This window comes from Paracoccus sp. SSJ, from assembly GCF_030234105.1.
Classification (GTDB): domain Bacteria; phylum Pseudomonadota; class Alphaproteobacteria; order Rhodobacterales; family Rhodobacteraceae; genus Paracoccus; species Paracoccus denitrificans.
The window spans coordinates 93997-114051 of sequence record NZ_JASSPE010000004.1 but is presented as its reverse complement, the minus strand read 5'-3'; the positions used below and the strand labels follow the sequence as shown (position 1 = coordinate 114051).

Genomic DNA, 20055 nt, shown 5'->3' with positions numbered 1-20055 from the left:
CTAACCCTCGTCCCTCGCAGTGGCGGGGGCCAGCAGCGACAAGGGATCGGCGCCCGGCTCCAGTTCGGGCACGCGGGCCTCCAGCGCGCGCTCTTCCTCGGCATAGGCCTCGGGGGTCCAGACCTTCAGGCTGTCGCCGGCCGAGATGAAGAAGGCGCTGTCGGTCAGCCCGATCTTCTCGCGCAGCTTCTGCGGCAGGACCAGACGGCCGTCACCGTCGATCTCGGCCTCGTCGGCATGGCCCTGATAGATGTTTTCCAGAAGGTTGCGGGCGGCCGAGCCGCGCGGCATGGCGGCGATGCCGTCCTCGATCTCTTCCATCGCCTGGATGGTGAAAAGCTGCAGCCAGTTCCAGTCGCGGGTGCCGTAGACGATGACCAGCTGCGCACGCTTGCCGGCCTGCCAGTCGGGATCGGATGCCTCGAAGACCCGGCGGAACTTGGCCGGGATGGAAACGCGGCCTTTCGCGTCCACCTTGACCTCTTCCGAGCCTCTGAACCTGCGTGCCAAGGGCCCGCGCTCCTTCCACTGTCCCGGCCTTTCCGGTTTGCCCGAAAAGGAAAGGCGGACCGGGCTGCTGCCACTGCCCGATCCGCCGCCCTCGTTCCCATCTCTGGGCCCCGTAGTTTCGGGGATCGCGCCCTGCGTTCCGCGCCACCTGGGGGAGGTGCTGCTCGCGCGCCGCAGAGGTCGTTTCGGAAGCGGGTTGCCTGTATGAAAGCTGCTTGTCGCCTTTTGGGGTCTTGGCGCCCCTGTTAGCCCGTTCCGTGATCAAAGGGATGCCATGGGAATTTACGGGACGCAATGGATTTGTTTGGGTAAAGCACGAGCACAGGCGGGCTCTCGCCAGCGAATGCGGGTCGAACGGGTTCACGCCGGCGCGACTCCAAGGGAAGGTATCGAATATCGAGAGAGCGCCGCCACTAAATGTAGTAGCCAGCCACAATGTGGCAAATAAATCCCACCATTTCCCAGAATCGTCCCGCGCCCGCCCGGGGCGGGGCTTTCTACCGCAAGAGGAAGGAAGAGAATCGCCGATTCGGGTGCCGGTCACAGACAATCACGGCGTGGTGATTCGGAATTTTGGGGTTGTTCCCATGTTTTCCCCGACCCGTTCCCGTGCTTTCCCGAACGGGTCCGCAAGGCCGAGTCAGGCCATGCCGCCGTCGATCAGCCGCTCGGCCAGCCGGGCAAAGGATTGCGCCACCGGGCCGTCGCCGACCGCGATCGGCGTGCCCGCATCGCCCGACAGCCGCAGGTCGAGGTTCAGGGGGATCTCGCCCAGGAAAGGCAGCCCCAGCGCCGCGGCCTCGGCGGCGACGCCGCCATGGCCGAACAGATGCGCCTCATGGCCGCAATTCGGGCAGATATAGGTGGACATGTTTTCGACCAGCCCCAGCACCGGGGTCTTGAGCTTGTCGAACATGTCGATGGCGCGGCGGGCGTCGATCAGCGCCACGTCCTGCGGGGTCGAGACGATGATCGCCCCGCTGACCTGCGCCTTCTGGCACAGTGACAGCTGCACGTCGCCGGTGCCGGGCGGCAGGTCGACCAGCAGCACGTCCAGCTCGCCCCATTTCACCTGGTTGAGCATCTGCTGCAACGCGCCCATCAGCATCGGGCCGCGCCAGACCACCGCCTCGCCTTCCTTCATCATCAGGCCCAGCGACATGACGGTGACGCCATGGGCGTGCAGCGGCTCGATCATCTGGCCGTCGCTGGTCGGGCGCTGCCCGGTCAGGCCCAGCATCCGCGGCTGCGAGGGACCGTATATATCGGCATCCAGCAAGCCGACCCGGCGCCCCTTGCGCGCCAGCGCCACCGCGAGGTTCGAGGTCAGCGTCGATTTGCCGACCCCGCCCTTGCCCGAACCGATGGCGAGGATGCGCGCCACGCCGCTGACCGGGGCCGGTCCCGCCTGGGGCGTCGGGTGGCGGCCGATCTTCAGGCTGGGCGGAGCACCCTCGCCGCCCGAGCGCGCCGTCACCTTCGGCGGCGCACCGCGCGGCACGGTCGGGGCGGTGGTGACGATCTGCACCTTCTCGACCCCCGGCAGGGCCGAAAGCGCACGCTGCGCCTCGGCCTCGACCGGACCGAGGGAGCGGGCGGCGGCGGCATCGGCCGCCTCGATGACGAATCGCACCACGCCCGATTCGACGCTGAGCGCGCGCACCAGATCGGCGGAAACCAGGTTTCCGCCCCCCGGAACTGCGATCCGCGCAAGTTCCTCAAGCACACGTTCGCGTGATATCGTCATCGCTACCCCCAGATCGAAGCGTCCACAGCATGGCAATTCGTGCCGGGGTCGGCAACCCGGGCAAAAAGGCTGATACCGCTAACCCCCTGTGACCCCGCGTAAAATACGACCCATTTGCTAGAGAAACTTGGAAGAGACTGCGCAAGATCTGAAAAACTCACGGTTTATTAACGCTTTGTAACGGTGTCCCAGAAACAGCCATGCCGATTCTGCATAGCAGCATCTCGGCCTCGACCATTGTGCAGATGCAGAAAAGGGACCATGTTCGTCTCAACAGCGCGACAGGGAAAACCGACCGCGCCATCCGCAAGACGAAAAAGAGTGTATGAAATGGCTGTTCTCGATCTGATCCATGGCGGTATGCACCGCAACGACATCGCCGGCAACGGCGCGATCGCGAAATTCGTGGCCAACGTCCGTGAGAACATGGCCCGCCGCGCGGTCTATCGTCAGACCCTGCGCGAACTGGGCGAACTGTCCAACCGCGACTTGGCCGATCTGGGCCTGAACCGCGGCAATATCCGCAGCGTGGCTTACGAAGCCGCCTGGGGAAAGAAGTAAGCGAATAGAACACCCGACCCACTCCTCCTCCCTTGGGTCCGGGTTCAGGCGGCATCCTCCCTCCTCCTCCCTGGGGATGCCGCCACCCCATACGGCGAGATCCCTCCTCCTCCCTGGGTCTCGCGGTTCCGGCGGTCGCCTCTCTCCTCCTCCCGGAGGCGCCGCCAAACCGATACGGTGAAGCCCCTCCTCCTCCCTGGGCTTCCCGGTTCAGGCGGCACCCTCCCTCCTCCTCCCTGAGGGTGCCGCCAAGAAATACCGCCGCAAGGCGGAACGGAATGCGACGGTCCTCTCCTCCTCCCTGGGATCGTCAGCACGCGGTAATGGCCTCCTCCTCCCTGCCATTGCCGCACCCCATACGCGGCCCCTCCTCCTCCCTGGGCCAGCGTTGCGCGGCGGTGCCCCCTCCTCCTCCCTGGGCACCGCCGCTTTTCATTTCCGGGCCATCGGGTTAATCGCGGGACATGTTGTCCTATCAGCACGCCTATCACGCCGGGAATCTGGCCGACCTGCACAAGCACGCGCTTCTCGCGTCGATTCTGGCTTACCTGACCGCCAAGCCGAAGCCGCTGAGCTACCTGGAAACCCATGCCGGCCGCGGCCTTTACGACCTGTCGTCGCCCGAGGCCGACAAGACCGGCGAGGCGGCGGCGGGCATCACCCGCGCCCTTGCCGAAAACTGGCTGCCGGCCGATCATCCGCTGTGTCTTGCGCTGGATGCGGTGCGCGCCCGCCATGGCGCCTCGGCCTATCCCGGCTCACCGTTGATCGCACGGCATTTCCTGCGACCGGGCGACGTGGCGCATCTGGCCGAACTGCACCCGGCCGAGCACGAGGCTTTGGCCGAGATCGCCGGCTTTGCGCATCTGCACCGACAGGACGGCTTCCAGATGGCGCAGGCGATCTGCCCACCCACCCCGCGCCGGGGGCTGCTGCTGATCGACCCCAGCTATGAGGTCAAGGCCGATTACGACGCCATCCCCCGCCAAATCGCCAAGCTGGCGCGCAAATGGAACGTGGGCGTGATCGTACTGTGGTATCCGATCCTGACCGACCTTCGCCATGCGCCGATGGTCGAGGCTTTGCGCCGCAACCACCCCGAGGCACTGGTTTCCGAAGTGCGTTTCCCGCCGGCACGGCCCGGACATGGCATGGTCGGCTCGGGCATGGTCGTGCTGAACCCGCCCTATGGCCTGGCCGAGGAAGCCCTGCGAATCGAGGCGCTCTACGACCGATAGGCCAAAGCCGCGGCCAGCCGCCGATCCGTGGCATCTTCGGGGCCTTCGGCCCAGGGACGGAAGCGCAGGCGAAAAGCCGCAAGCTGGGCCGGTTCCTTCGCATAGCCGATGCGGCTCAGGCTTTCGGCCAGCGACAGGTCGCGACCCTCACCCTCCGGCCAGACCGCCAATCCCTGCAAGGCCAGCCGCCGCCAGTCGAAACGCGGACCGGGGTCGATCTTGCGCCCCGGCGCCATGTCGGAATGGCCGATCACGCCCTCTGGCCCGATCGGCCAGCGCGCCATGATGCCGCGTAGCAGCGCCTCCAGTGCCGCCATCTGCGGCTCGGGGAAGGGCCGGTCGCCCGGATTGGCCAACTCGATGCCGATGCTGCGCGAGTTCACGTCCTCGCACCCCTGCCAGGACCCGGCGCCCGCATGCCAGGCGCGGCGGTCCTCGGGCACCAGCGCCTCGGTCAGCCCGTCCTCATGGACCAGCCAATGCGCGCTGACCTCGGCTTCGGGATCGCAAAGCCGGGCGCGGGCCGAAGGCCCATCCGCCATGCCGGTGTAATGGATAACGACCAGCGAAGGCCGCTGCCCGCGCCGGTCGCCGTGATTGGGCGAAGGGCTCAAAGCCCCGACTGGCGCAGCGGGCGCGGGTCCCAGCCGCAGACGAAGCCGTCACCGTCCGGGTCCAGCCCGCCCGGGTCGATCACCGGCCCGCCCGCCGCGATAAAGGCGCTTTGCGCCGCATCGGCGCTGCCATAGCTGCGACAGGCTCGTGCCGCCGCCGATTCGGAACCGCCGCTGCGCTGATATTTCCGCGTGCCCGGCGCCTGCGTTTCCTGCTGTGCGTACCGCAAGAGCGAGGGTGGGGCGGCCTGCGCCCTGACCGGAGCGGCAGGCACCGCGGCCTGAGCCGGCTGCTTTTTGGCCGGCGTCCCGGCGATATCGGCAGCGGTCGGCGCCTGCGCCGGCAATTGCACGGGAATGGCGGTCGGCACCGGGCCCTTGCCATGCAGCGCGACCTCGCGCGCCTGCAGGTATTCGGCATAGGGCGAGCCGTTGTACATGGCGCTGTAATTCGGGTTCCAACCCGTATTCTCGCCACAGGCAGCAAGGCCAAGCACCGCAAGGATCGCCAGGTTCCGCATCGGTCTCTCCCGTTTGAAGCCGGTTACCACCAGCGCGAGGGTTTCGCCGTAAACCCTGCCGCAGATTCGAGGCTTTGCGCAAGGTTCAAGAGCCCGCCTTCGTCCCAGGGACGGCCGATCAGCTGCATGCCCAGCGGCAGACCTTGGCGGTCCAGCCCCACCGGCACCGAAATCCCCGGCAACCCAGCCAGGTTCACCGTGACGGTAAAGACGTCGTTGAGATACATCTCGACCGGATCCTTGCCCGACATCTCTCCCAGGCCAAAGGCTGCGCTGGGGGTGGCGGGCGTCAGGATGGCGTCGATACCGTCGGCAAAGACCTGGTCGAAGTCGCGCTTGATCAGCGCGCGGACCTTGCGGGCACGGTTGTAATAGGCGTCGTAAAAGCCCGCCGACAGCACATAGGTTCCGATCATCACCCGGCGCTGCACCTCGGGGCCGAAACCCTCGGCACGGGTCTTTTCATACATCTCGACCACGCCGTCACCCGCCCCCAGCCTGGCGCGGCGGCCATAGCGCACCCCGTCATAGCGCGCGAGGTTCGAGGAAGCCTCGGCCGGCGCGATGACATAATAGGCCGGCAGCGCGTATTTCGTATGCGGCAGGGTGATGTCCACCACCTCGGCGCCGGCGTCGCGCAGCATCTCGGCCGCCTTGTGCCAAAGCGCGTCGATCTCGTCCGACATGCCCTCCATGCGGTATTCGCGCGGAATGCCGATGCGACGGCCGCGAATGTCGCCGGCCAGCGCCGCCTCGTAATCCGGCACCGCGCGCTCGGCGCTGGTCGAATCCTTGGCATCGACCGAGGCCATGGCGCCCAGCATGATCGCCGCGTCGCGCACCGTCTTGGTCATCGGCCCGGCCTGATCCAGCGAGCTGGCGAATGCGATCACGCCCCAGCGGCTGACCCGGCCATAGGTCGGCTTCAGCCCGACCGTGCCGGTAAAGGCCGCCGGCTGGCGGATCGAGCCGCCGGTATCCGTGCCGGTCGCGGCCAGGCACAGGTCGGCCGCCACCGCCGCCGCCGAGCCGCCCGAGGATCCGCCAGGCGTCAACTGCCGGTCGTCCACCTTCCACGGATTGACCACCGGGCCATAGCAGGCGCTTTCGTTCGACGAACCCATGGCGAATTCGTCCATGCTGAGCTTGCCCAGCATCACCGCGCCCGCATCCCACAGGTTCTGGGTCACGGTCGATTCATATTGCGGCAGGAAACCGTCGAGAATGCGGCTGGCCGCCTGCGACGGCACGTCGCGGGTGCAGAACAGATCCTTGATGCCCAGCGGGATGCCGCACATGGCGGGCGCGTCACCCGCGGCGATGCGCTTGTCGGCCGCGGCCGCCATCTCGCGCGCCTTTTCCGGGGTCTTGTGGCAATAGGCGTTCAGCGCACCGGCAGCCTCGATGGCGACCAGGCAGGTCTCGGTCAGTTCAGCGCTGGTGAAATCGCCCTTGCGCAGCCCGTCGCGGGCTGCGGCGATGGTCAGTTTGTTCAGGTCGCTCATTCCACCACCTTCGGCACGGCAAAGAAGCCCTCGCGCGCATCGGGCGCGTTCTTCAGGATCAGGTCCTGCATCTCGCCGTCGGTGACGATATCCTGGCGGCGCTTGAGGCGCATCGGCTCGACGCCGGTCATCGGCTGGACGCCTTCGACATCGACCTCGTTCAGCTGTTCCATGAAATGCAGGATGCCGTTCAGCTCCTGCGCCAGCGCGGGCAGGTCGGCGTCCTTGACCGCAATCCGCGCCAGATGCGCGACCTTGCGGGCTTCGTCCTCGGTGATCGCCATGAGAGGCTCCTTTCGCTTGCGCCGGGTTTTACCGGGGCGGCCGGGGCGGGGCAAGCACCCGCGCAGGCGGAACTTTACGCCCGCCCCCCGGCTTGGCAGGATGCGGCAGCACAAGAACAAGGAGCCTTCCGATGAAACTGACCTGGCTTGGCCATTCCGGCTTTCGGCTGGAGATCGAACAGGCGGTGATCCTGATCGACCCCTGGCTGTCCGGCAACCCCATGTTCCCCGAGGACAGGCGCGACGAGGCTATCCAGGGCGCCACCCATATCCTGCTGACCCATGGCCATGGCGACCATACCGGCGACACCCTCTCGATCGCGCGTGAACTGAAGATCCCGGTCGTCGGCATCTACGACCTGATCAACACCTGGCAGACGCATCAGGGCATCGAGGGCCTGGGCTTCAACAAGGGCGGCACGGTCGACCTGGGCGGCGCCAAGGTGACGATGGTGAACGCCAGCCATTCCTCGTCCTTCGACGGCAACGAGGGGCCGGTCTATGCCGGCCACGAGTCGGGCTACATGATCGCCGGCGAGGGCCATGTGATCTATGTCTCGGGCGACACCGACATCATGGCCGACATGCAATGGATGGGCGAATATCACCAGCCCGACATCGGCATCCTCTGCGCGGGCGGGCATTTCACCATGGACATGGATCGGGCGGCCTGGGCGGCACGGAAATATTTCGACTTCAAGACCGTGATCCCCTGCCATTACAAGACCTTCCCGCTGCTCGCGCAGGATGCCGAGGTGCTGAAGGCCGGCCTGCCGGGCGTGCAGGTGATCGAGCCCGAGGTGATGCAGCCGATCCCGCTCTAGGGCCAGCGATAGGCGCTTGGCCCGGGCTGCGTGCGCGCCGCGGACCGGGCCGGCGCGAATATCTCGACCAGCAGCGGGTGGCAGGCGGCGGCGTCGCTGGAATGCGCGCTGCCGCAATCGCCGCCCGGACAGGCCGAGAGCCCGCCGATCAGGTCGATCTCGGCGAAGAATTCGATGTAGTCGCCCGGGCGCACCGGACTCGCCTTCATGAAATACTGCCCGGAATCGCGAGTGAAGCCGGTGCACATGAAGACGTTCAGCACGTCATGCACCAAGGGCTCGGCCTCGTCTCGGGCAAGGCTCAGTTCCGCCATCAGCGCATTGGCCAGGTTGGAATGGCAGCAATGGTGATAGTCCTGCCCGCTCAGCAGGCGATGCGTATAGGGATCGCAGCGCGTCCCGATGACGTCATGGACCGAGCCGCCGTATTCGTCGATGCCATACCATTCCAGCGTGTCCTCGGTCACCGTGGCCATCGGGCGCAGGTTGGGAAAGCTCGACCACATGCGGTCGCCGCGCGTCAGATGCGTGCCGTGCAATGCCCGGGTCTTGCCGGAATAGAACCGCTCGCGCGGATCGGCGGCGGACCACAGGTTCAGGTCGCCGACCTGCGGTCCCTCGACGCTGGTGATGCGAAAGAAATGCCCAGCCGGAACGTGAAAGCAGCGCGCCTCGCGCGGCGGGACCAGGCATTCGCCGGACTTGCGGGCGGTCAGCCGCAACGCCTGCAAACCCGGCAGGTCCGGGTCGGGCAGCGTCTCGTTCGGATAGCAAATGACCGGGCGGACAGCCCGGCGTTCGACGGCGTCTTCGGGAATGATGCGGGTCATGGGGCGATGCTATGCGCGCGGCGGTGGCATCGCAAGCCGTTCGCATCGCGCCCGCCAGCCCTGTCGCATGAGTATTTGGAGAACAGAGAAGCCGGAAAGGCGAGCCTGGCTTCTCTGTTCCCCAAATACTCAGGAAAGCGCGAAGCAAACGCCTTGCGGGAATGACAAAAGCGCGGCCGCGAAGCCGCGCAGGAAGGCCCGTGATGACGAGCGAGAAGACCGCGTTCAGGCGGCGTGACGGATGTCGGCTTCCAAGGGCATCGGATCGAAGCTGAAATAACCGTACATCTGCTCCAGCACGGCCAGCGCCGCGTGGCTCTCTGCCTTGGCCGGCTTCAGCACGGCCAGCTTGGCGGTCTGTTTTTGCGTTTCGGCAAGGGTTTTCATCCGAAAATCTCCGGGTCGAAGTGTGCTCTCCCCGTCAGAAAAGATAACGCCGCACCGCAGAAAAATCCAGCTCTGCGACGCGGCGTCAAACGGCATATCATGGCATACCGGCCATGACCGACATGCAAATCAGACGATCCGGTCCACCATCATGTGCTTGATCGAGGCGATCGCCTTGGCCGGGTTCAGCCCCTTGGGGCAGGTGTTGGTGCAGTTCATGATCGTGTGGCAGCGATACAGCTTGAACGGATCCTCAAGCGAGTCCAGACGCTCGCCCGTGGCTTCGTCGCGCGAGTCGATGATCCAGCGATAGGCGTGCAACAAGGCCGCCGGGCCCAGATAGCGATCACCGTTCCACCAATAGCTGGGACAGGCGGTCGAGCAGCTGGCGCACATCACACATTCGTAGAGGCCGTCCAGCTTCTTGCGGTCTTCGATCGACTGGCGCCATTCCTTGTCGGGGGTCGGCGTCTCGGTGATCAGATAGGGCTGGACCGAGGCGTGCTGGGCATAGAAATGCGTCAGGTCCGGCACCAGGTCCTTGACCACCGGCATATGCGGCAGCGGGTAGATGTTCACATCGCCCTTGATCTCATCCATGCCATAGATGCAGGCAAGATGGTTGCCGCCGTCGATATTCATGGCGCAGGAGCCGCAGATGCCCTCTCGGCAGGAACGGCGGAAGGTCAGCGTTGGGTCGATCTCGTTCTTGATCTTGATCAGCGCGTCCAGCACCATGGGACCGCATTTGTCCATGTCGACGAAATAGGTGTCGATGCGCGGGTTCTCGCCGGTATCGGGGTCCCAGCGATAGATGTTGAAGCGGCGGACATTCGTGGCGCCTTCGGGTTTCGGCCAGGTCTTGCCGACCCGCATGCGGCTGTTCTTGGGAAGGGTAAGTTGGACCATTGGGTAACTCCTGGTGGTCAGACCGTCATCTTGCGACTAGGCCGTCATGCGGTGGCTGGGGCGGAGGGCGTCAATTCACCCTCCAGCCCGGTTGTTGGTAAAGAGGCCGCGTAGGCTGTTGCCCCGAGCGGCGGCGGACGCATTCGTTGAAGACCTGGGACGGATCGCGGCCCAGGATCTGGTCCGAGGACAGGTCGACCCGCACGAAGCCGCCCCGATAGCCGTGCGAGCCGATGCCCAAGCCGACCTCGGTGCGCGGTGCCCGGGCGTCCAACGCCTGGACCATGCAGAGGCGTTCGGCCTCTGCGACCGAAATCCGCACGGGCGCGGGCGCGCAGGCCGCCAGCCCCAGCAGCGCCGGGGCAAAGCCGAGGCCAAGCGCGCCGCGCCCGGCCATCAGGCGGCCTGCTTGGCCGCCGCCGCGGCACCGGCGATGCATTGCGTGGTCGCCGGGCGGCCAACGATGGCGGCCACCGCATTCCCAGCCCCTGCCGCACCGGCAGCGGCGATGCTGGCCAGTTCCGCCGAGGTGGCGTTCTGCAACACGCAATCGGTATAGGGCGCGACATTGGCGCCGGGCAGGCGCCGCGCCATCTCGCGGTTGACGACGACGCGCGCCGAGGAGCGGATCGCCGCATCCGGCGGCGTCACCTGCGGCACCGGCAGAGGCGCGACCGGCGCCATGCCGGGGTTCTGGACCACGCAGCCCGAAAGGGCCAGCGCGGCGGCGGTCAGGATCAGGGGAAGACGCATCAGTAAACCCTCGCTTTGGGTGCGATCTTTTTCAGGTCGATCCCGCCTTCGTCTTGCCTGGTCAGAGGTTCGAGATGCACGGGCCGATAGGCCAGTTTAACATCGTTGCCTTCGATCCAGGCAAGCGAGTGCTTGCGCCAGTTGGCATCATCCCGCTCGGGGTAGTCTTCATGGGCGTGGGCGCCGCGGCTTTCCTTGCGCGCCTCGGCCGCGACGATGGTCGCCAGGGCGTTGGGCATCAGGTTGGTCAGTTCCAGCGTCTCCATCAGGTCGCTGTTCCAGATCAGGCTGCGATCCGTGACCTTGAGGTCGCTGAGCTTGCCCGCGATCACCCGCATCTTGTCGACGCCTTCGGCCAGCGTCTTGTCGGTGCGGAACACGGCGGCGTCGGCCTGCATGGTGCGCTGCATCTCAAGCCGCAGATCGGCAGTCGACACCGAGCCGTCGGCATTGCGGATGCGGTCGAAACGGTCCAGCGCCTTGTCCACCTGCTCCTTGTTGGTCGTGGGGATCTGCGCCTCGCGGTCGATCACCTGGCCGGCGCGGATCGCGGCGGCACGGCCAAAGACCACGAGGTCGATCAGCGAGTTCGAGCCCAGCCGGTTCGCGCCATGGACCGAGGCGCAGCCGGCCTCGCCCACCGCCATCAGGCCGGGGAAAACCTGGTCGGGATTGTCCTGCGTCGGATTCAGCACCTCGCCCCAATAGTTGGTGGGGATGCCGCCCATGTTGTAATGCACGGTCGGCAGGATCGGGATCGGCTCGCGCGTCACGTCCACGCCGGCAAAGATCTTGGCCGATTCCGAGATGCCCGGCAGCCGCTCGGCCAGGCTTTCCGGCGGCAGGTGCATCAGGTTCAGGTGCATGTGATCCTTGTGCGGGCCGACGCCGCGGCCCTCGCGGATCTCGATGGTGATGCAGCGGCTGACCACGTCGCGGCTGGCGAGATCCTTGTAGGTCGGCGCGTAACGCTCCATGAAGCGCTCGCCTTCGCTGTTGGTCAGGTAACCGCCTTCGCCGCGCGCGCCCTCGGTGATGAGGCAGCCCGAACCGTAGATGCCGGTCGGGTGGAACTGCACGAACTCCATGTCCTGCAGGGGCAAGCCGGCGCGTGCCACCATGCCGCCGCCGTCGCCGGTGCAGGTATGGGCCGAGGTCGCCGAGAAATAGGCGCGGCCATAGCCGCCGGTCGCCAGCACCACCATCTTGGCGTTGAAGACGTGGATTGTGCCGTCGTCCAGCTTCCAGCACACCACGCCGGTGCAGGCGCCATCGGTGATGATCAGGTCCAGCGCGAAATATTCGATGAAGAACTCGGCCTTTTCCTTCAGCGACTGGCCATAGAGCGTGTGCAGGATCGCGTGGCCGGTGCGGTCGGCGGCGGCGCAGGTGCGCTGCACCGGCGGGCCTTCGCCGAACTCGGTGGTGTGGCCGCCGAAGGGGCGCTGATAGATCTTGCCTTCCTCGGTGCGCGAGAAGGGCACGCCGTAATGCTCCAGCTCGTAGACCGCCTTGGGGGCCTCGCGCGCCAGGTATTCCATGGCGTCGGTGTCGCCCAGCCAGTCCGAGCCCTTGACGGTGTCATACATGTGCCACTGCCAGTTGTCCGGGCCCATGTTCGACAGCGAGGCGGCGATGCCGCCCTGCGCCGCGACCGTGTGCGAACGGGTCGGGAAAACCTTGGTCACGCAGGCGGTGCGCAACCCCTGTTCGGCCATGCCCAGCGTCGCGCGCAGGCCCGCGCCACCGGCACCGACGACCACGACGTCATATTCGTGCGTTTCGTATTTGTAAGCAGCCATGGCGGAACCTCAGAGGACGACGATCGCGCCAAGGCCCATCCGGGCCAGCGCATAGACGGCTGCGGCGATGACCGCCCAGCCGAAGATGACGGAAAAGATGATGGCCGCCTTGCGCGTGCCACCCTGGAAATAGTCGTCGATCATGATCCGCGTGCCCTTGATGAAGTGGACCATGCCCACGATCACGAACAGAGCGGTGATGAGCGCCGGGAAGGGGCGGCCGAAATAGGCCAGCAACTGTTCCTGCGACAGGCCGATGGCGCGGGCCACGACGATCATGAACAGCGGCGTCAGCACGGTCAGCGCCACGGCCGAGACGGTCATGGCCCAGTGATGCTGGGTGCCTTCGTGGGCCGAGCCCAAGCCTTCGGCGGCTTTGCGGGGGGTGATGTAACGCATGATCCCTGCCCTTTCCTCAGAACACGAAAAAGACGATCAGCGTCAGCACGGCCAGCACGACCGAACCCGCGATCAGCGCCTGGCTCGACTTGTGCGCCTGCTCGATCTCCAGCCCGTAGCCGGCGTCGTAGAACAGGTGGCGCAGCCCGGCGAGCAGGTGATACCACAGCGCCCACATCGAGCCGGTCAGGATGATGAAGCCCAGCCAGGACCGCACCACCCAGTCGGCGCAGGCGAAGGCGCCGGGCGAGGTCACGGCGGCGACCAGCCACCAAGTGATCAGCACGATCCCGGCGACCAGGGCGTGGCCGGTGATGCGGGTCATGATCGAAGTGATTGCGGCAAGTGGCAGGCGATAGACCTGCAAATGCGGTGACAGTGGCCGGTTGCCCCGGTTGACGTCAGCCATGATGCGCTCTCCTGCGTTCAGGCCCCGCACGCGACGGCTGGCGGCGAGGGCTGGCCGAAATTGGGTTTGCTTTTAGTCGTCTTGTCGCATCTGTCACGGGCGGATGCCAGACGTAAGGCGGATATCGGCAGATTTTCCATTTTTGTGATCACGCAAACGGCAGCTGTGATCACATGCGCCCGAAAACCCCTCCGAATGATTGCGGTATCAGGACGGACTCACCCGATTTCCCGGGATAACCGAGGGATTTTGTCATGTTCGCCACCCGCGCCGCCGCGACCAAGGGGCTGGCGGCGCCGGGCCTCCGCGCGGTCACTTCGGCATCAGGGCCCAGTAATCCAGGTCCAGCAGCACCTGCGGGGCGTATTTTCCGTCCTCGCCGCGCAGGGCGTGATCACCGGCCCGGCCCTTGTGCGCCACCAGCCGCAACCGGATCGCGCCGACGCCCGGCGCATGGGTGTCGGCCTTGTCCAGAACCTCGGACCAGGCGCGGATCGTGTCGCCGGCAAAGCAGGGATTCGCATGGGCGCCGCCGTTCAGCGCCACGATCATCTGCGCATTGGCCAGCCCGTTGAAGCTGAGCGCGCGGGCCATGCTGATGACGTGGCCGCCATAGATCAGCCGCTTGCCGTCCTCGCGGAAGGTGGCGTCGAAATGCACCTTGGCGGTGTTCTGCCACAGCCGGGTGGCCAGCATGTGCTCGGCCTCCTCGATGGTGACGCCGTCGACATGGTCGATGACCTCGCCGATCTGGTAGTCGCCCCAGCGATGCGGCTCGCCGGCCAGGTCGAAGTCGTATTGCAGGAAATCCAGCCCCTCGGGCAGCACCAGATCGGCGGGCGCGACCGATTTCGCCAGTTCCGGCGCCACCGGCTCGGGCGCGGGCGCCGCGGCATCGCCCTTGCGCACCATGACCCAGCGCACATATTCCAGCACCACCTCGTCCAGCTGGTTCAGCCCGCGGGTGCGGACCCAGACCACGCCGGACTTGCCGTTCGAGTTCTCCTTGAGCCCGATCACCTCGGATTCCGCGCGCAGCGTGTCGCCCGGCCAGACCGGCTTCAGCCAGCGCCCCTCGGCATAGCCCAGGTTCGCCACCGCGTTCAGGCTGATATCAGGCACCGTCTTGCCGAAGACGATGTGAAAGGCGATCAGATCGTCCATCGGGCTGCCTTCCAGCCCCGAGGCCGCCGCGAACTCGTCCGAGGAATAAAGCGCATGCCGGGCCGGATAGAGCGCGTGGTAAAGCGCGCGCTCGCCCTCGGCCACGGTGCGCGGCACGGCGTGGCGGATCACCTGGCCGATGCGGTAATCCTCGAAGAAACGGCCCGGATTGGTCTTGCTCATGATGGTTCCCTATTGCTGGCCCAGCTTCATCTCGGGGTGGTAATCGGCATCGATCTGCTTGGTGACGGCCTGGGCGCAGCGCATCACGCCGCGCGCCGCGTCAAAGGCGTAGGCGGGGCCGCCGTGCAGTTCCCAGCCCTTGGACAGCGCCTCGCTGACCTTGTGGCAGAAGGCCGAGGTGTCGTCCTCGGTCAGCAGGCGATAGATTTTCGGCATCTCAGCCTCCGAACGGGTTATAGCCGAGCCAGGCGTGGATCAGCCCGACCACCAGCAGGACGACGACGGCGCCGGCCACCGCCATGATCTCCTTGCGCGCCGGGAAGGGGCCGGCGGGCGGCGTCCAGTCCGGCTGCGCGCGGTTGATGACGGCCATCTCGACCAGCGCCCAGACGAGCAGCCCGCCGAACAGCACGAAACTGGGCAGGTCGCCGTTCGGCACCAGATGCGCAAAGGCCCACAGGGCAAAGCCGGTCAGCTGCGGATGGCGGAGATGCCGGGTGATCCGGGTCTTCATCCCGTCGGCCGCGAAGAAGTAAAAGGCCACCAGAACCAGCAGGTTGTTGATGCCCTTGAGCGGCGCCGAGGCGCCCCACCAATAGGGGCCGTCCGCCTGCCTGTAGCCGACCACCATCAGCACGACCGACAAGGCCAGCAGGCCGGCCACGACACCCTTGCCGCGGTCGCCCATGACCGCGCGGCGCTGCGGCGCAAGGCGCTTGAACAGATGCGCGCCCCACCAGAGTGCGAGGCCAAGGATCAGGATGAACATCTGGCTATTCCTTTCCGCTGGATGTTAATGGCGCTTACTTTGCCATCACCCCGCGAGTTCGGCAATCGCTGCCGCCTTGGCCAGCGTGGCGCGGGCGGTCTCGACATGCAGGTTCTCGACGATCCTGCCATCCACCACGGCAACGCCCTTGCCCTGGGCCTGCGCCTCGTCGAAGGCCTCGATCTGGCGGCGGGCGAGATCAACCTCGGCCTCGGAGGGCGCAAAGACCTCGTTGGCGACGGCCAGTTGCGCCGGATGGATCAGGGTCTTGCCGTCGAAGCCCATGTCGCGGCCCTGTTCGCATTCGGCGCGCAGGCCCTCTTCGTCCTTGAAGGCGTTGAAGACGCCGTCCACGATGACGCGGCCATGCGCCCGCGCGGCCAGCAGGCACAGGCCCAGACCCGCCATCATCGGCAGCCGGTCGGCGCGAAACCGCGAGTTCAGTTCCTTGGCCAGATCGTTGGTGCCCATCACCATGCCCTGCAAGCGCGGATGGGCGGCGATCTCGGCGGCGTTCAGCATGCCCTCGGCCGTCTCCATCATCGCCCAGAGCGGCGTGTCGGGCACCAGCGCCGCCACTCGGTCAAGATCGGCGCCGCGGCTGACCTTGGGCACCAGCACCGCATCGGCGCCGACGGCAAAGGCGCGGGCATCGCCCTCGCCCCATTCGGTGTCCATGCCGTTGATGCGCACGATCCGCGCCCGACCGCCGTAATCCGCCTGCAAGGCCCGGGCCAGCAATTCCCGTGCGCCCACCTTCTCGGCAGGCGCCACGGCGTCCTCGAGGTCGAAGATGATCGCATCGGCGGCCAGCGTCTGGGCCTTTTCCATGGCCCGCGCATTGGCGGCCGGAATGTAGAGGACGGAACGATAGGGACGGGTCATCGGGGCCTCGCGTAATAATCTTGCGCGAACCTGCCCGGAAAGGAAGCGAATCGCAAGCACCGATTTGCCGCACTGCGGCGTCAGATCCCGTCCCAGATCAGCTTGGCCGAAACCAGCATCAGCGCCCAGGTGATGAAACCATAGAAGATTCGCGGCGACATGCGCCTGACCAGCCACAACCCGGCCAGCACGCCCAGCACGCCTGGCACCATCAGCACCGCAGCCACCGACAGGTTATCCGCCGAAAGCTGGCCCAGCATGGCATAGGGAATCAACTTCACCGCATTGCAGATGGCAAAGAAGATGGTCGTCGTGCCGGCATAGGTCATCGGCGTCATGCGCAGGGGCTGGGCATAGACCTGATAGGGCGCCGCCCCGGAATGCGACACGAAGCTGGTATAGCCCGAGACCGTGCCCCAGAAGCTGCCCGCCCCCCAGCGCGGCGGCTTGGCGCTGGCGCTGACCCGGCTGCGCAGCAGGGCGTTCAGTGCGAAGGCCAGGCCGATCACGCCCACGATCAGCCCGACCTGCGCGTCGTCGACGTGATGCGCCGTGGCCCAGCCCAGCCCGATGCCGGTGATCGCCCCCGGCACCAGGGTCCGCAGCACCCGGCGATCGAAATCGCGGCGAAAGGCGATGAGCCCGCCGATGTCCGAGATGATATAGACCGGCAGCAGGATGCCCGCCGCCTGCACCGGCGACATGACCAGCGCCAGCAGCGGGACCGAGATGGTGCCGACCATGGACAGCCCTCCCTTGGCCAGCCCGATCGAAAAGGCGGCGATTACCGCCAGCACCCAGCCCAGCATCTCCATCGGTGCGCTCCTTCGTCCCAGACCCCGGACTAATCCAGCGCCGGGCCGGCGGCAATGCGGGACGGGTTTGCCCTGTTAGCGGTTGACAACGGCCGATTTTGCGCCCGGCACGCAGCCAAGGCTTGCGATTCTCATCCCGAGGGACTACGCCACCGCGCGAACCATCATGGAAATCGGAGGTTAACATGGCCCGACCCAAGATCGCACTCATCGGTGCGGGACAGATCGGCGGCACGCTGGCGCATCTGGCCGCGATGAAGGAGCTGGGCGACGTCGTCCTGTTCGACATCGCCGAGGGCACGCCCCAGGGCAAGGCGCTCGACATCGCGCAATCGGGCCCGTCCGAGGGTTTCGACGCCGTCATGAAAGGCGCCAACGACTATGCCGACATCGCCGGTGCCGATGTCTGCATCGTGACCGCCGGTGTGCCGCGCAAGCCCGGCATGAGCCGCGACGACCTGCTGGGCATCAACCTCAAGGTCATGAAATCCGTGGGCGAGGGCATCAAGCAGCATGCCCCGAACGCCTTCGTGATCTGCATCACCAACCCGCTGGACGCCATGGTCTGGGCGCTGCGCGAATTCAGCGGCCTGCCGCATGAAAAAGTCGTCGGCATGGCCGGCGTACTCGATTCGGCCCGCTTCCGGCACTTCCTGTCGCTGGAATTCGGCGTCTCGATGCGCGACGTGACCGCCTTCGTGCTGGGCGGCCATGGCGACACCATGGTGCCGCTGACCCGCTATTCGACCGTGGGCGGCATCCCGCTGCCCGATCTCGTCAAGATGGGCTGGACCACGCAGGAAAAACTGGACGCCATCGTGCAGCGCACCCGCGACGGCGGCGCCGAGATCGTCGGCCTGCTCAAGACCGGCTCGGCCTTCTATGCGCCCGCCACCTCGGCCATCGAGATGGCGGAAGCCTATCTCAAGGACCAGAAGCGCGTGCTGCCCTGCGCCGCCTATGTGAAGGGCGCCTATGGGCTGGACGGGCTTTATGTCGGCGTGCCGACCGTGATCGGCGCCGGCGGCATCGAGCGCGTCATCGACATCACGCTGGACAAGGACGAGCAGGCGATGTTCGACAAGTCCGTGGATGCGGTGAAGGGCCTGGTCACCGCCTGCAAGGGCATCGACGGCACCCTGGCCTGATCCCGCCACCCATCGGAACGAAGAACCCCGCGGGTGCGTCCCGCGGGGTTTTTTCTTGCTCAGACGAAGATGAAATCCGAGGCGTCGAGCTGGCCGCTGCCGATCCCGGCCAGCGTGATCGTGGTGCCGCCGAAGCTGACCACCGCATTGCCGGCCGACTGGGTGATGCTCAGGTCGTCGAAGCTGTCGTAACGCTCGCCCTGCCAGTTGCCCGAGACGATGCGGATCACATCCGTACCGTCCTGCCAGTCGGTGATCCGGTCCGCGCCATTGCCGACGGCGAACACGAAGACATCGGCCCCGACGCCGCCCGTCAGCGTGTCGTTCCCCGCACCACCGTTCAGCGTGTCGTTGCCGGCGCCGCCAAGAAGCCGGTCCGCGCCCGCACCGCCAGACAACTGGTCCCTGCCGGCTCCGCCCAACAGCGTGTCGTTTCCGGCAGCGCCGTTCAGGACGTTGTTCCCGGCATTGCCGGTCAGCCGGTCGGCGAAGCCCGAACCGTTGACGTTCTCGATGTTGCGCAGCACGTCGCGGCCCTGCCCGCCGCCGATCAGTTGCGCAACGGTCAGGCCAAGGTTCACCGTCACGCCCGAGGACGCGCCGCCGTAAGCCGCGGTATCGATCCCCGCACCGCCGTTCAGCGTGTCATTCCCGGCGCCGCCGTTCAGCGTGTCGTTGCCGGCACCGCCAAGAAGCTGGTCTGCGCCCGCGCCGCCAAGCAACTGGTCCCTGCCGGCTCCGCCCGACAGCGTGTCGTTGCCGGCAGCGCCGTTCAGGACGTTGTTCCCGGCATTGCCGGTCAGCCGGTCGGCGAAGCCCGAACCGTTGACGTTCTCGATGTTGCGCAGCACGTCGCGGCCCTGCCCGCCGCCGATCAGTTGCGCAACGGTCAGGCCAAGGTTCACCGTCACGCCCGAGGACGCGCCGCCATAAGCCGCGGTATCGATGCCCGCACCGCCGTTCAGCGTGTCGTTCCCGGCGCCGCCGTTCAGCAGGTCGTTGCCGGCATCGCCATTCAGCACGTCATTGCCTGCTCCGCCCAAAAGCTGGTCCGCGCCTGCGCCGCCGAACAGGCGGTCATTGCCGCCCAGCCCGCTCAGGCTGTCGTTGCCCGCACCACCGCGCAGGGCGTTGCTCCCGGCATTGCCGGTCAGCCGGTCGGCAAAGCCCGAGCCGTCGATATTCTCGATGCTGCGCAGCACGTCGCGGCCCTGCCCGCCGCCGATCAGTTGCGCGCCGGTCAGGCCAAGGTTCACCGTCACGCCCGAGGATGCGCGGCCATAGGCGGCCGTATCCATGCCCGCGCCGCCCGACAGCGTATCGTTCCCGGCGCCGCCGTCCAGCGTGTCGTTGCCGCCCGCCCCTTGCAGCAGGTTGGCGGCGGCATTGCCGAGCAAGGCATCCGCATAGGCCGAGCCGTTGACATTCTCGATGTCGATCAGCGTGTCGACGCCCTGGCCCCCGCCGACGGCCTGCGCGGTCGTCAGCGCCAGGTTGACCATCACGCCCGCCGTCGCGGTGCCGTAAGCCGCCGTATCGATCCCGCTGCCGCCGTTCAGCGTGTCATTGCCGGCACCGCCGATCAGCGTATCGTTGCCAGCACCGCCATCGACGTTGTCGTTGCCGGCATAGCCGGTAAAGCGGTCGTTGCCGTCCTGCATATAGATGCGGCTATAGCCCGACACATAGGTCATGCCGCTGATGTCGAACACGTCGTTGCCGCCAGTGCCCTCGATGCCGTAGCCGTAGAAATTCAGCGTCTCGGTGCTGATCACGTTGGCACTGGTCAGCGACAGGT

At 66.5% G+C, this 20055-nt stretch carries 24 protein-coding genes; 4 read left to right on the top strand and 20 right to left on the bottom strand.

Annotated features, from left to right (window positions below):
* Both mraZ and QPR87_RS05820 read right to left on the bottom strand, forming a co-directional pair.
* On the bottom strand, nucleotides 1-510 hold the full coding sequence (mraZ, locus tag QPR87_RS05825) for a division/cell wall cluster transcriptional repressor MraZ (RefSeq protein ID WP_011746927.1): 510 nt from the start codon (nucleotides 508-510) through the stop codon (nucleotides 1-3).
* Between the two features lie 640 nt (nucleotides 511-1150).
* Nucleotides 1151-2257: an Mrp/NBP35 family ATP-binding protein gene (locus tag QPR87_RS05820; protein ID WP_285048733.1), complete on the bottom strand. Its 1107-nt coding sequence runs from the start codon at nucleotides 2255-2257 to the stop codon at nucleotides 1151-1153.
* A 330-nt stretch (nucleotides 2258-2587) separates the two neighbouring features.
* Between QPR87_RS05820 and QPR87_RS05815 the strand changes: the two genes are divergently transcribed.
* Together QPR87_RS05815 and QPR87_RS05810 are read left to right on the top strand one after the other, a co-directional pair.
* Nucleotides 2588-2818, top strand: coding sequence for a DUF1127 domain-containing protein (locus QPR87_RS05815; RefSeq protein ID WP_041529762.1), 231 nt, complete (start codon nucleotides 2588-2590; stop codon nucleotides 2816-2818).
* A 464-nt stretch (nucleotides 2819-3282) separates the two neighbouring features.
* Entirely contained in the window at nucleotides 3283-4056 is a 774-nt protein-coding gene (locus QPR87_RS05810) for a 23S rRNA (adenine(2030)-N(6))-methyltransferase RlmJ (RefSeq protein ID WP_285048732.1), read from the top strand.
* On the opposite strand, the gene QPR87_RS05805 is transcribed toward QPR87_RS05810, so the two are convergent.
* From QPR87_RS05805 to gatC, 4 genes are read right to left on the bottom strand one after another with little or no spacing between them, the layout of a single operon-like run.
* Nucleotides 4044-4670 (bottom strand): N-acetylmuramoyl-L-alanine amidase, encoded by a 627-nt coding sequence (locus QPR87_RS05805; RefSeq protein WP_011746923.1) that lies wholly within the window; start codon nucleotides 4668-4670, stop codon nucleotides 4044-4046. The two genes, QPR87_RS05810 and QPR87_RS05805, sit on opposite strands and share 13 nt — an antisense overlap.
* Nucleotides 4667-5191, bottom strand: coding sequence for a hypothetical protein (locus tag QPR87_RS05800; RefSeq protein ID WP_285048731.1), 525 nt, complete (start codon nucleotides 5189-5191; stop codon nucleotides 4667-4669). The genes QPR87_RS05805 and QPR87_RS05800 overlap by 4 nt, the downstream gene beginning before the upstream one ends.
* A 23-nt stretch (nucleotides 5192-5214) precedes the next feature.
* The gene (gatA, locus tag QPR87_RS05795) at nucleotides 5215-6696 is read right to left on the bottom strand and encodes an Asp-tRNA(Asn)/Glu-tRNA(Gln) amidotransferase subunit GatA (RefSeq protein ID WP_285048730.1); all 1482 of its coding nucleotides are present in this window, start codon (nucleotides 6694-6696) and stop codon (nucleotides 5215-5217) included.
* Nucleotides 6693-6980: an Asp-tRNA(Asn)/Glu-tRNA(Gln) amidotransferase subunit GatC gene (gene gatC / locus QPR87_RS05790; RefSeq protein ID WP_011746920.1), complete on the bottom strand. Its 288-nt coding sequence runs from the start codon at nucleotides 6978-6980 to the stop codon at nucleotides 6693-6695. The genes gatA and gatC overlap by 4 nt, the downstream gene beginning before the upstream one ends.
* A 131-nt stretch (nucleotides 6981-7111) precedes the next feature.
* On the opposite strand from gatC, the gene QPR87_RS05785 reads away from it, so the two are divergent.
* Nucleotides 7112-7804, top strand: coding sequence for a metal-dependent hydrolase (locus QPR87_RS05785; protein ID WP_011746919.1), 693 nt, complete (start codon nucleotides 7112-7114; stop codon nucleotides 7802-7804).
* Here the strand turns inward: QPR87_RS05785 and QPR87_RS05780 are convergent.
* From QPR87_RS05780 to QPR87_RS05720, 13 genes are all read right to left on the bottom strand, one after another.
* Nucleotides 7801-8634 (bottom strand): urea carboxylase-associated family protein, encoded by an 834-nt coding sequence (locus QPR87_RS05780; RefSeq protein WP_285048729.1) that lies wholly within the window; start codon nucleotides 8632-8634, stop codon nucleotides 7801-7803. The genes QPR87_RS05785 and QPR87_RS05780 overlap by 4 nt on opposite strands.
* Nucleotides 8635-8859: 225 nt before the next feature.
* Nucleotides 8860-9021, bottom strand: coding sequence for a hypothetical protein (locus QPR87_RS05775; RefSeq protein WP_157137424.1), 162 nt, complete (start codon nucleotides 9019-9021; stop codon nucleotides 8860-8862).
* Nucleotides 9022-9150: 129 nt separating this feature from the next.
* Entirely contained in the window at nucleotides 9151-9930 is a 780-nt protein-coding gene (locus QPR87_RS05770) for a succinate dehydrogenase iron-sulfur subunit (RefSeq protein WP_011746917.1), read from the bottom strand.
* Nucleotides 9931-10000: 70 nt separating this feature from the next.
* Nucleotides 10001-10327, bottom strand: coding sequence for a hypothetical protein (locus QPR87_RS05765; protein ID WP_011746916.1), 327 nt, complete (start codon nucleotides 10325-10327; stop codon nucleotides 10001-10003).
* Entirely contained in the window at nucleotides 10327-10683 is a 357-nt protein-coding gene (locus tag QPR87_RS05760; protein WP_011746915.1) for a hypothetical protein, read from the bottom strand. The genes QPR87_RS05765 and QPR87_RS05760 overlap by 1 nt, the downstream gene beginning before the upstream one ends.
* Nucleotides 10683-12485, bottom strand: coding sequence for a succinate dehydrogenase flavoprotein subunit (gene sdhA, locus QPR87_RS05755; protein WP_011746914.1), 1803 nt, complete (start codon nucleotides 12483-12485; stop codon nucleotides 10683-10685). The genes QPR87_RS05760 and sdhA overlap by 1 nt, the downstream gene beginning before the upstream one ends.
* Before the next feature lie 9 nt (nucleotides 12486-12494).
* A complete protein-coding gene (gene sdhD, locus QPR87_RS05750) occupies nucleotides 12495-12884 on the bottom strand; it encodes a succinate dehydrogenase, hydrophobic membrane anchor protein (protein WP_011746913.1) in 390 nt (129 codons plus the stop codon).
* Nucleotides 12885-12900: 16 nt separating this feature from the next.
* Nucleotides 12901-13293 (bottom strand): succinate dehydrogenase, cytochrome b556 subunit, encoded by a 393-nt coding sequence (gene sdhC, locus QPR87_RS05745; RefSeq protein ID WP_011746912.1) that lies wholly within the window; start codon nucleotides 13291-13293, stop codon nucleotides 12901-12903.
* 312 nt (nucleotides 13294-13605) lie between these two features.
* Nucleotides 13606-14640 (bottom strand): MaoC family dehydratase, encoded by a 1035-nt coding sequence (locus QPR87_RS05740; RefSeq protein WP_285048728.1) that lies wholly within the window; start codon nucleotides 14638-14640, stop codon nucleotides 13606-13608.
* A gap of 9 nt (nucleotides 14641-14649) precedes the next feature.
* Nucleotides 14650-14856, bottom strand: a complete 207-nt coding sequence (locus tag QPR87_RS05735; protein WP_011746910.1) for a DUF1737 domain-containing protein — start codon at nucleotides 14854-14856, stop codon at nucleotides 14650-14652.
* A gap of 1 nt (nucleotide 14857) precedes the next feature.
* A complete protein-coding gene (locus tag QPR87_RS05730; protein ID WP_285048727.1) occupies nucleotides 14858-15409 on the bottom strand; it encodes an NnrU family protein in 552 nt (183 codons plus the stop codon).
* A 45-nt stretch (nucleotides 15410-15454) separates the two neighbouring features.
* Nucleotides 15455-16294 carry an HpcH/HpaI aldolase/citrate lyase family protein gene (locus QPR87_RS05725; RefSeq protein ID WP_285048726.1) on the bottom strand — a complete coding sequence of 280 codons (840 nt, stop codon included), beginning with the start codon at nucleotides 16292-16294 and terminating at the stop codon, nucleotides 15455-15457.
* 80 nt (nucleotides 16295-16374) lie between these two features.
* The gene (locus QPR87_RS05720; RefSeq protein ID WP_285048725.1) at nucleotides 16375-17109 is read right to left on the bottom strand and encodes a sulfite exporter TauE/SafE family protein; all 735 of its coding nucleotides are present in this window, start codon (nucleotides 17107-17109) and stop codon (nucleotides 16375-16377) included.
* Nucleotides 17110-17294: 185 nt separating this feature from the next.
* Between QPR87_RS05720 and mdh the strand changes: the two genes are divergently transcribed.
* Nucleotides 17295-18257, top strand: a complete 963-nt coding sequence (gene mdh / locus QPR87_RS05715; RefSeq protein ID WP_011746906.1) for a malate dehydrogenase — start codon at nucleotides 17295-17297, stop codon at nucleotides 18255-18257.
* Nucleotides 18258-18316: 59 nt separating this feature from the next.
* On the opposite strand, the gene QPR87_RS05710 is transcribed toward mdh, so the two are convergent.
* Nucleotides 18317-20055: calcium-binding protein (locus QPR87_RS05710; protein WP_285048724.1), on the bottom strand; the 1739-nt coding region annotated here is incomplete at its 5' end.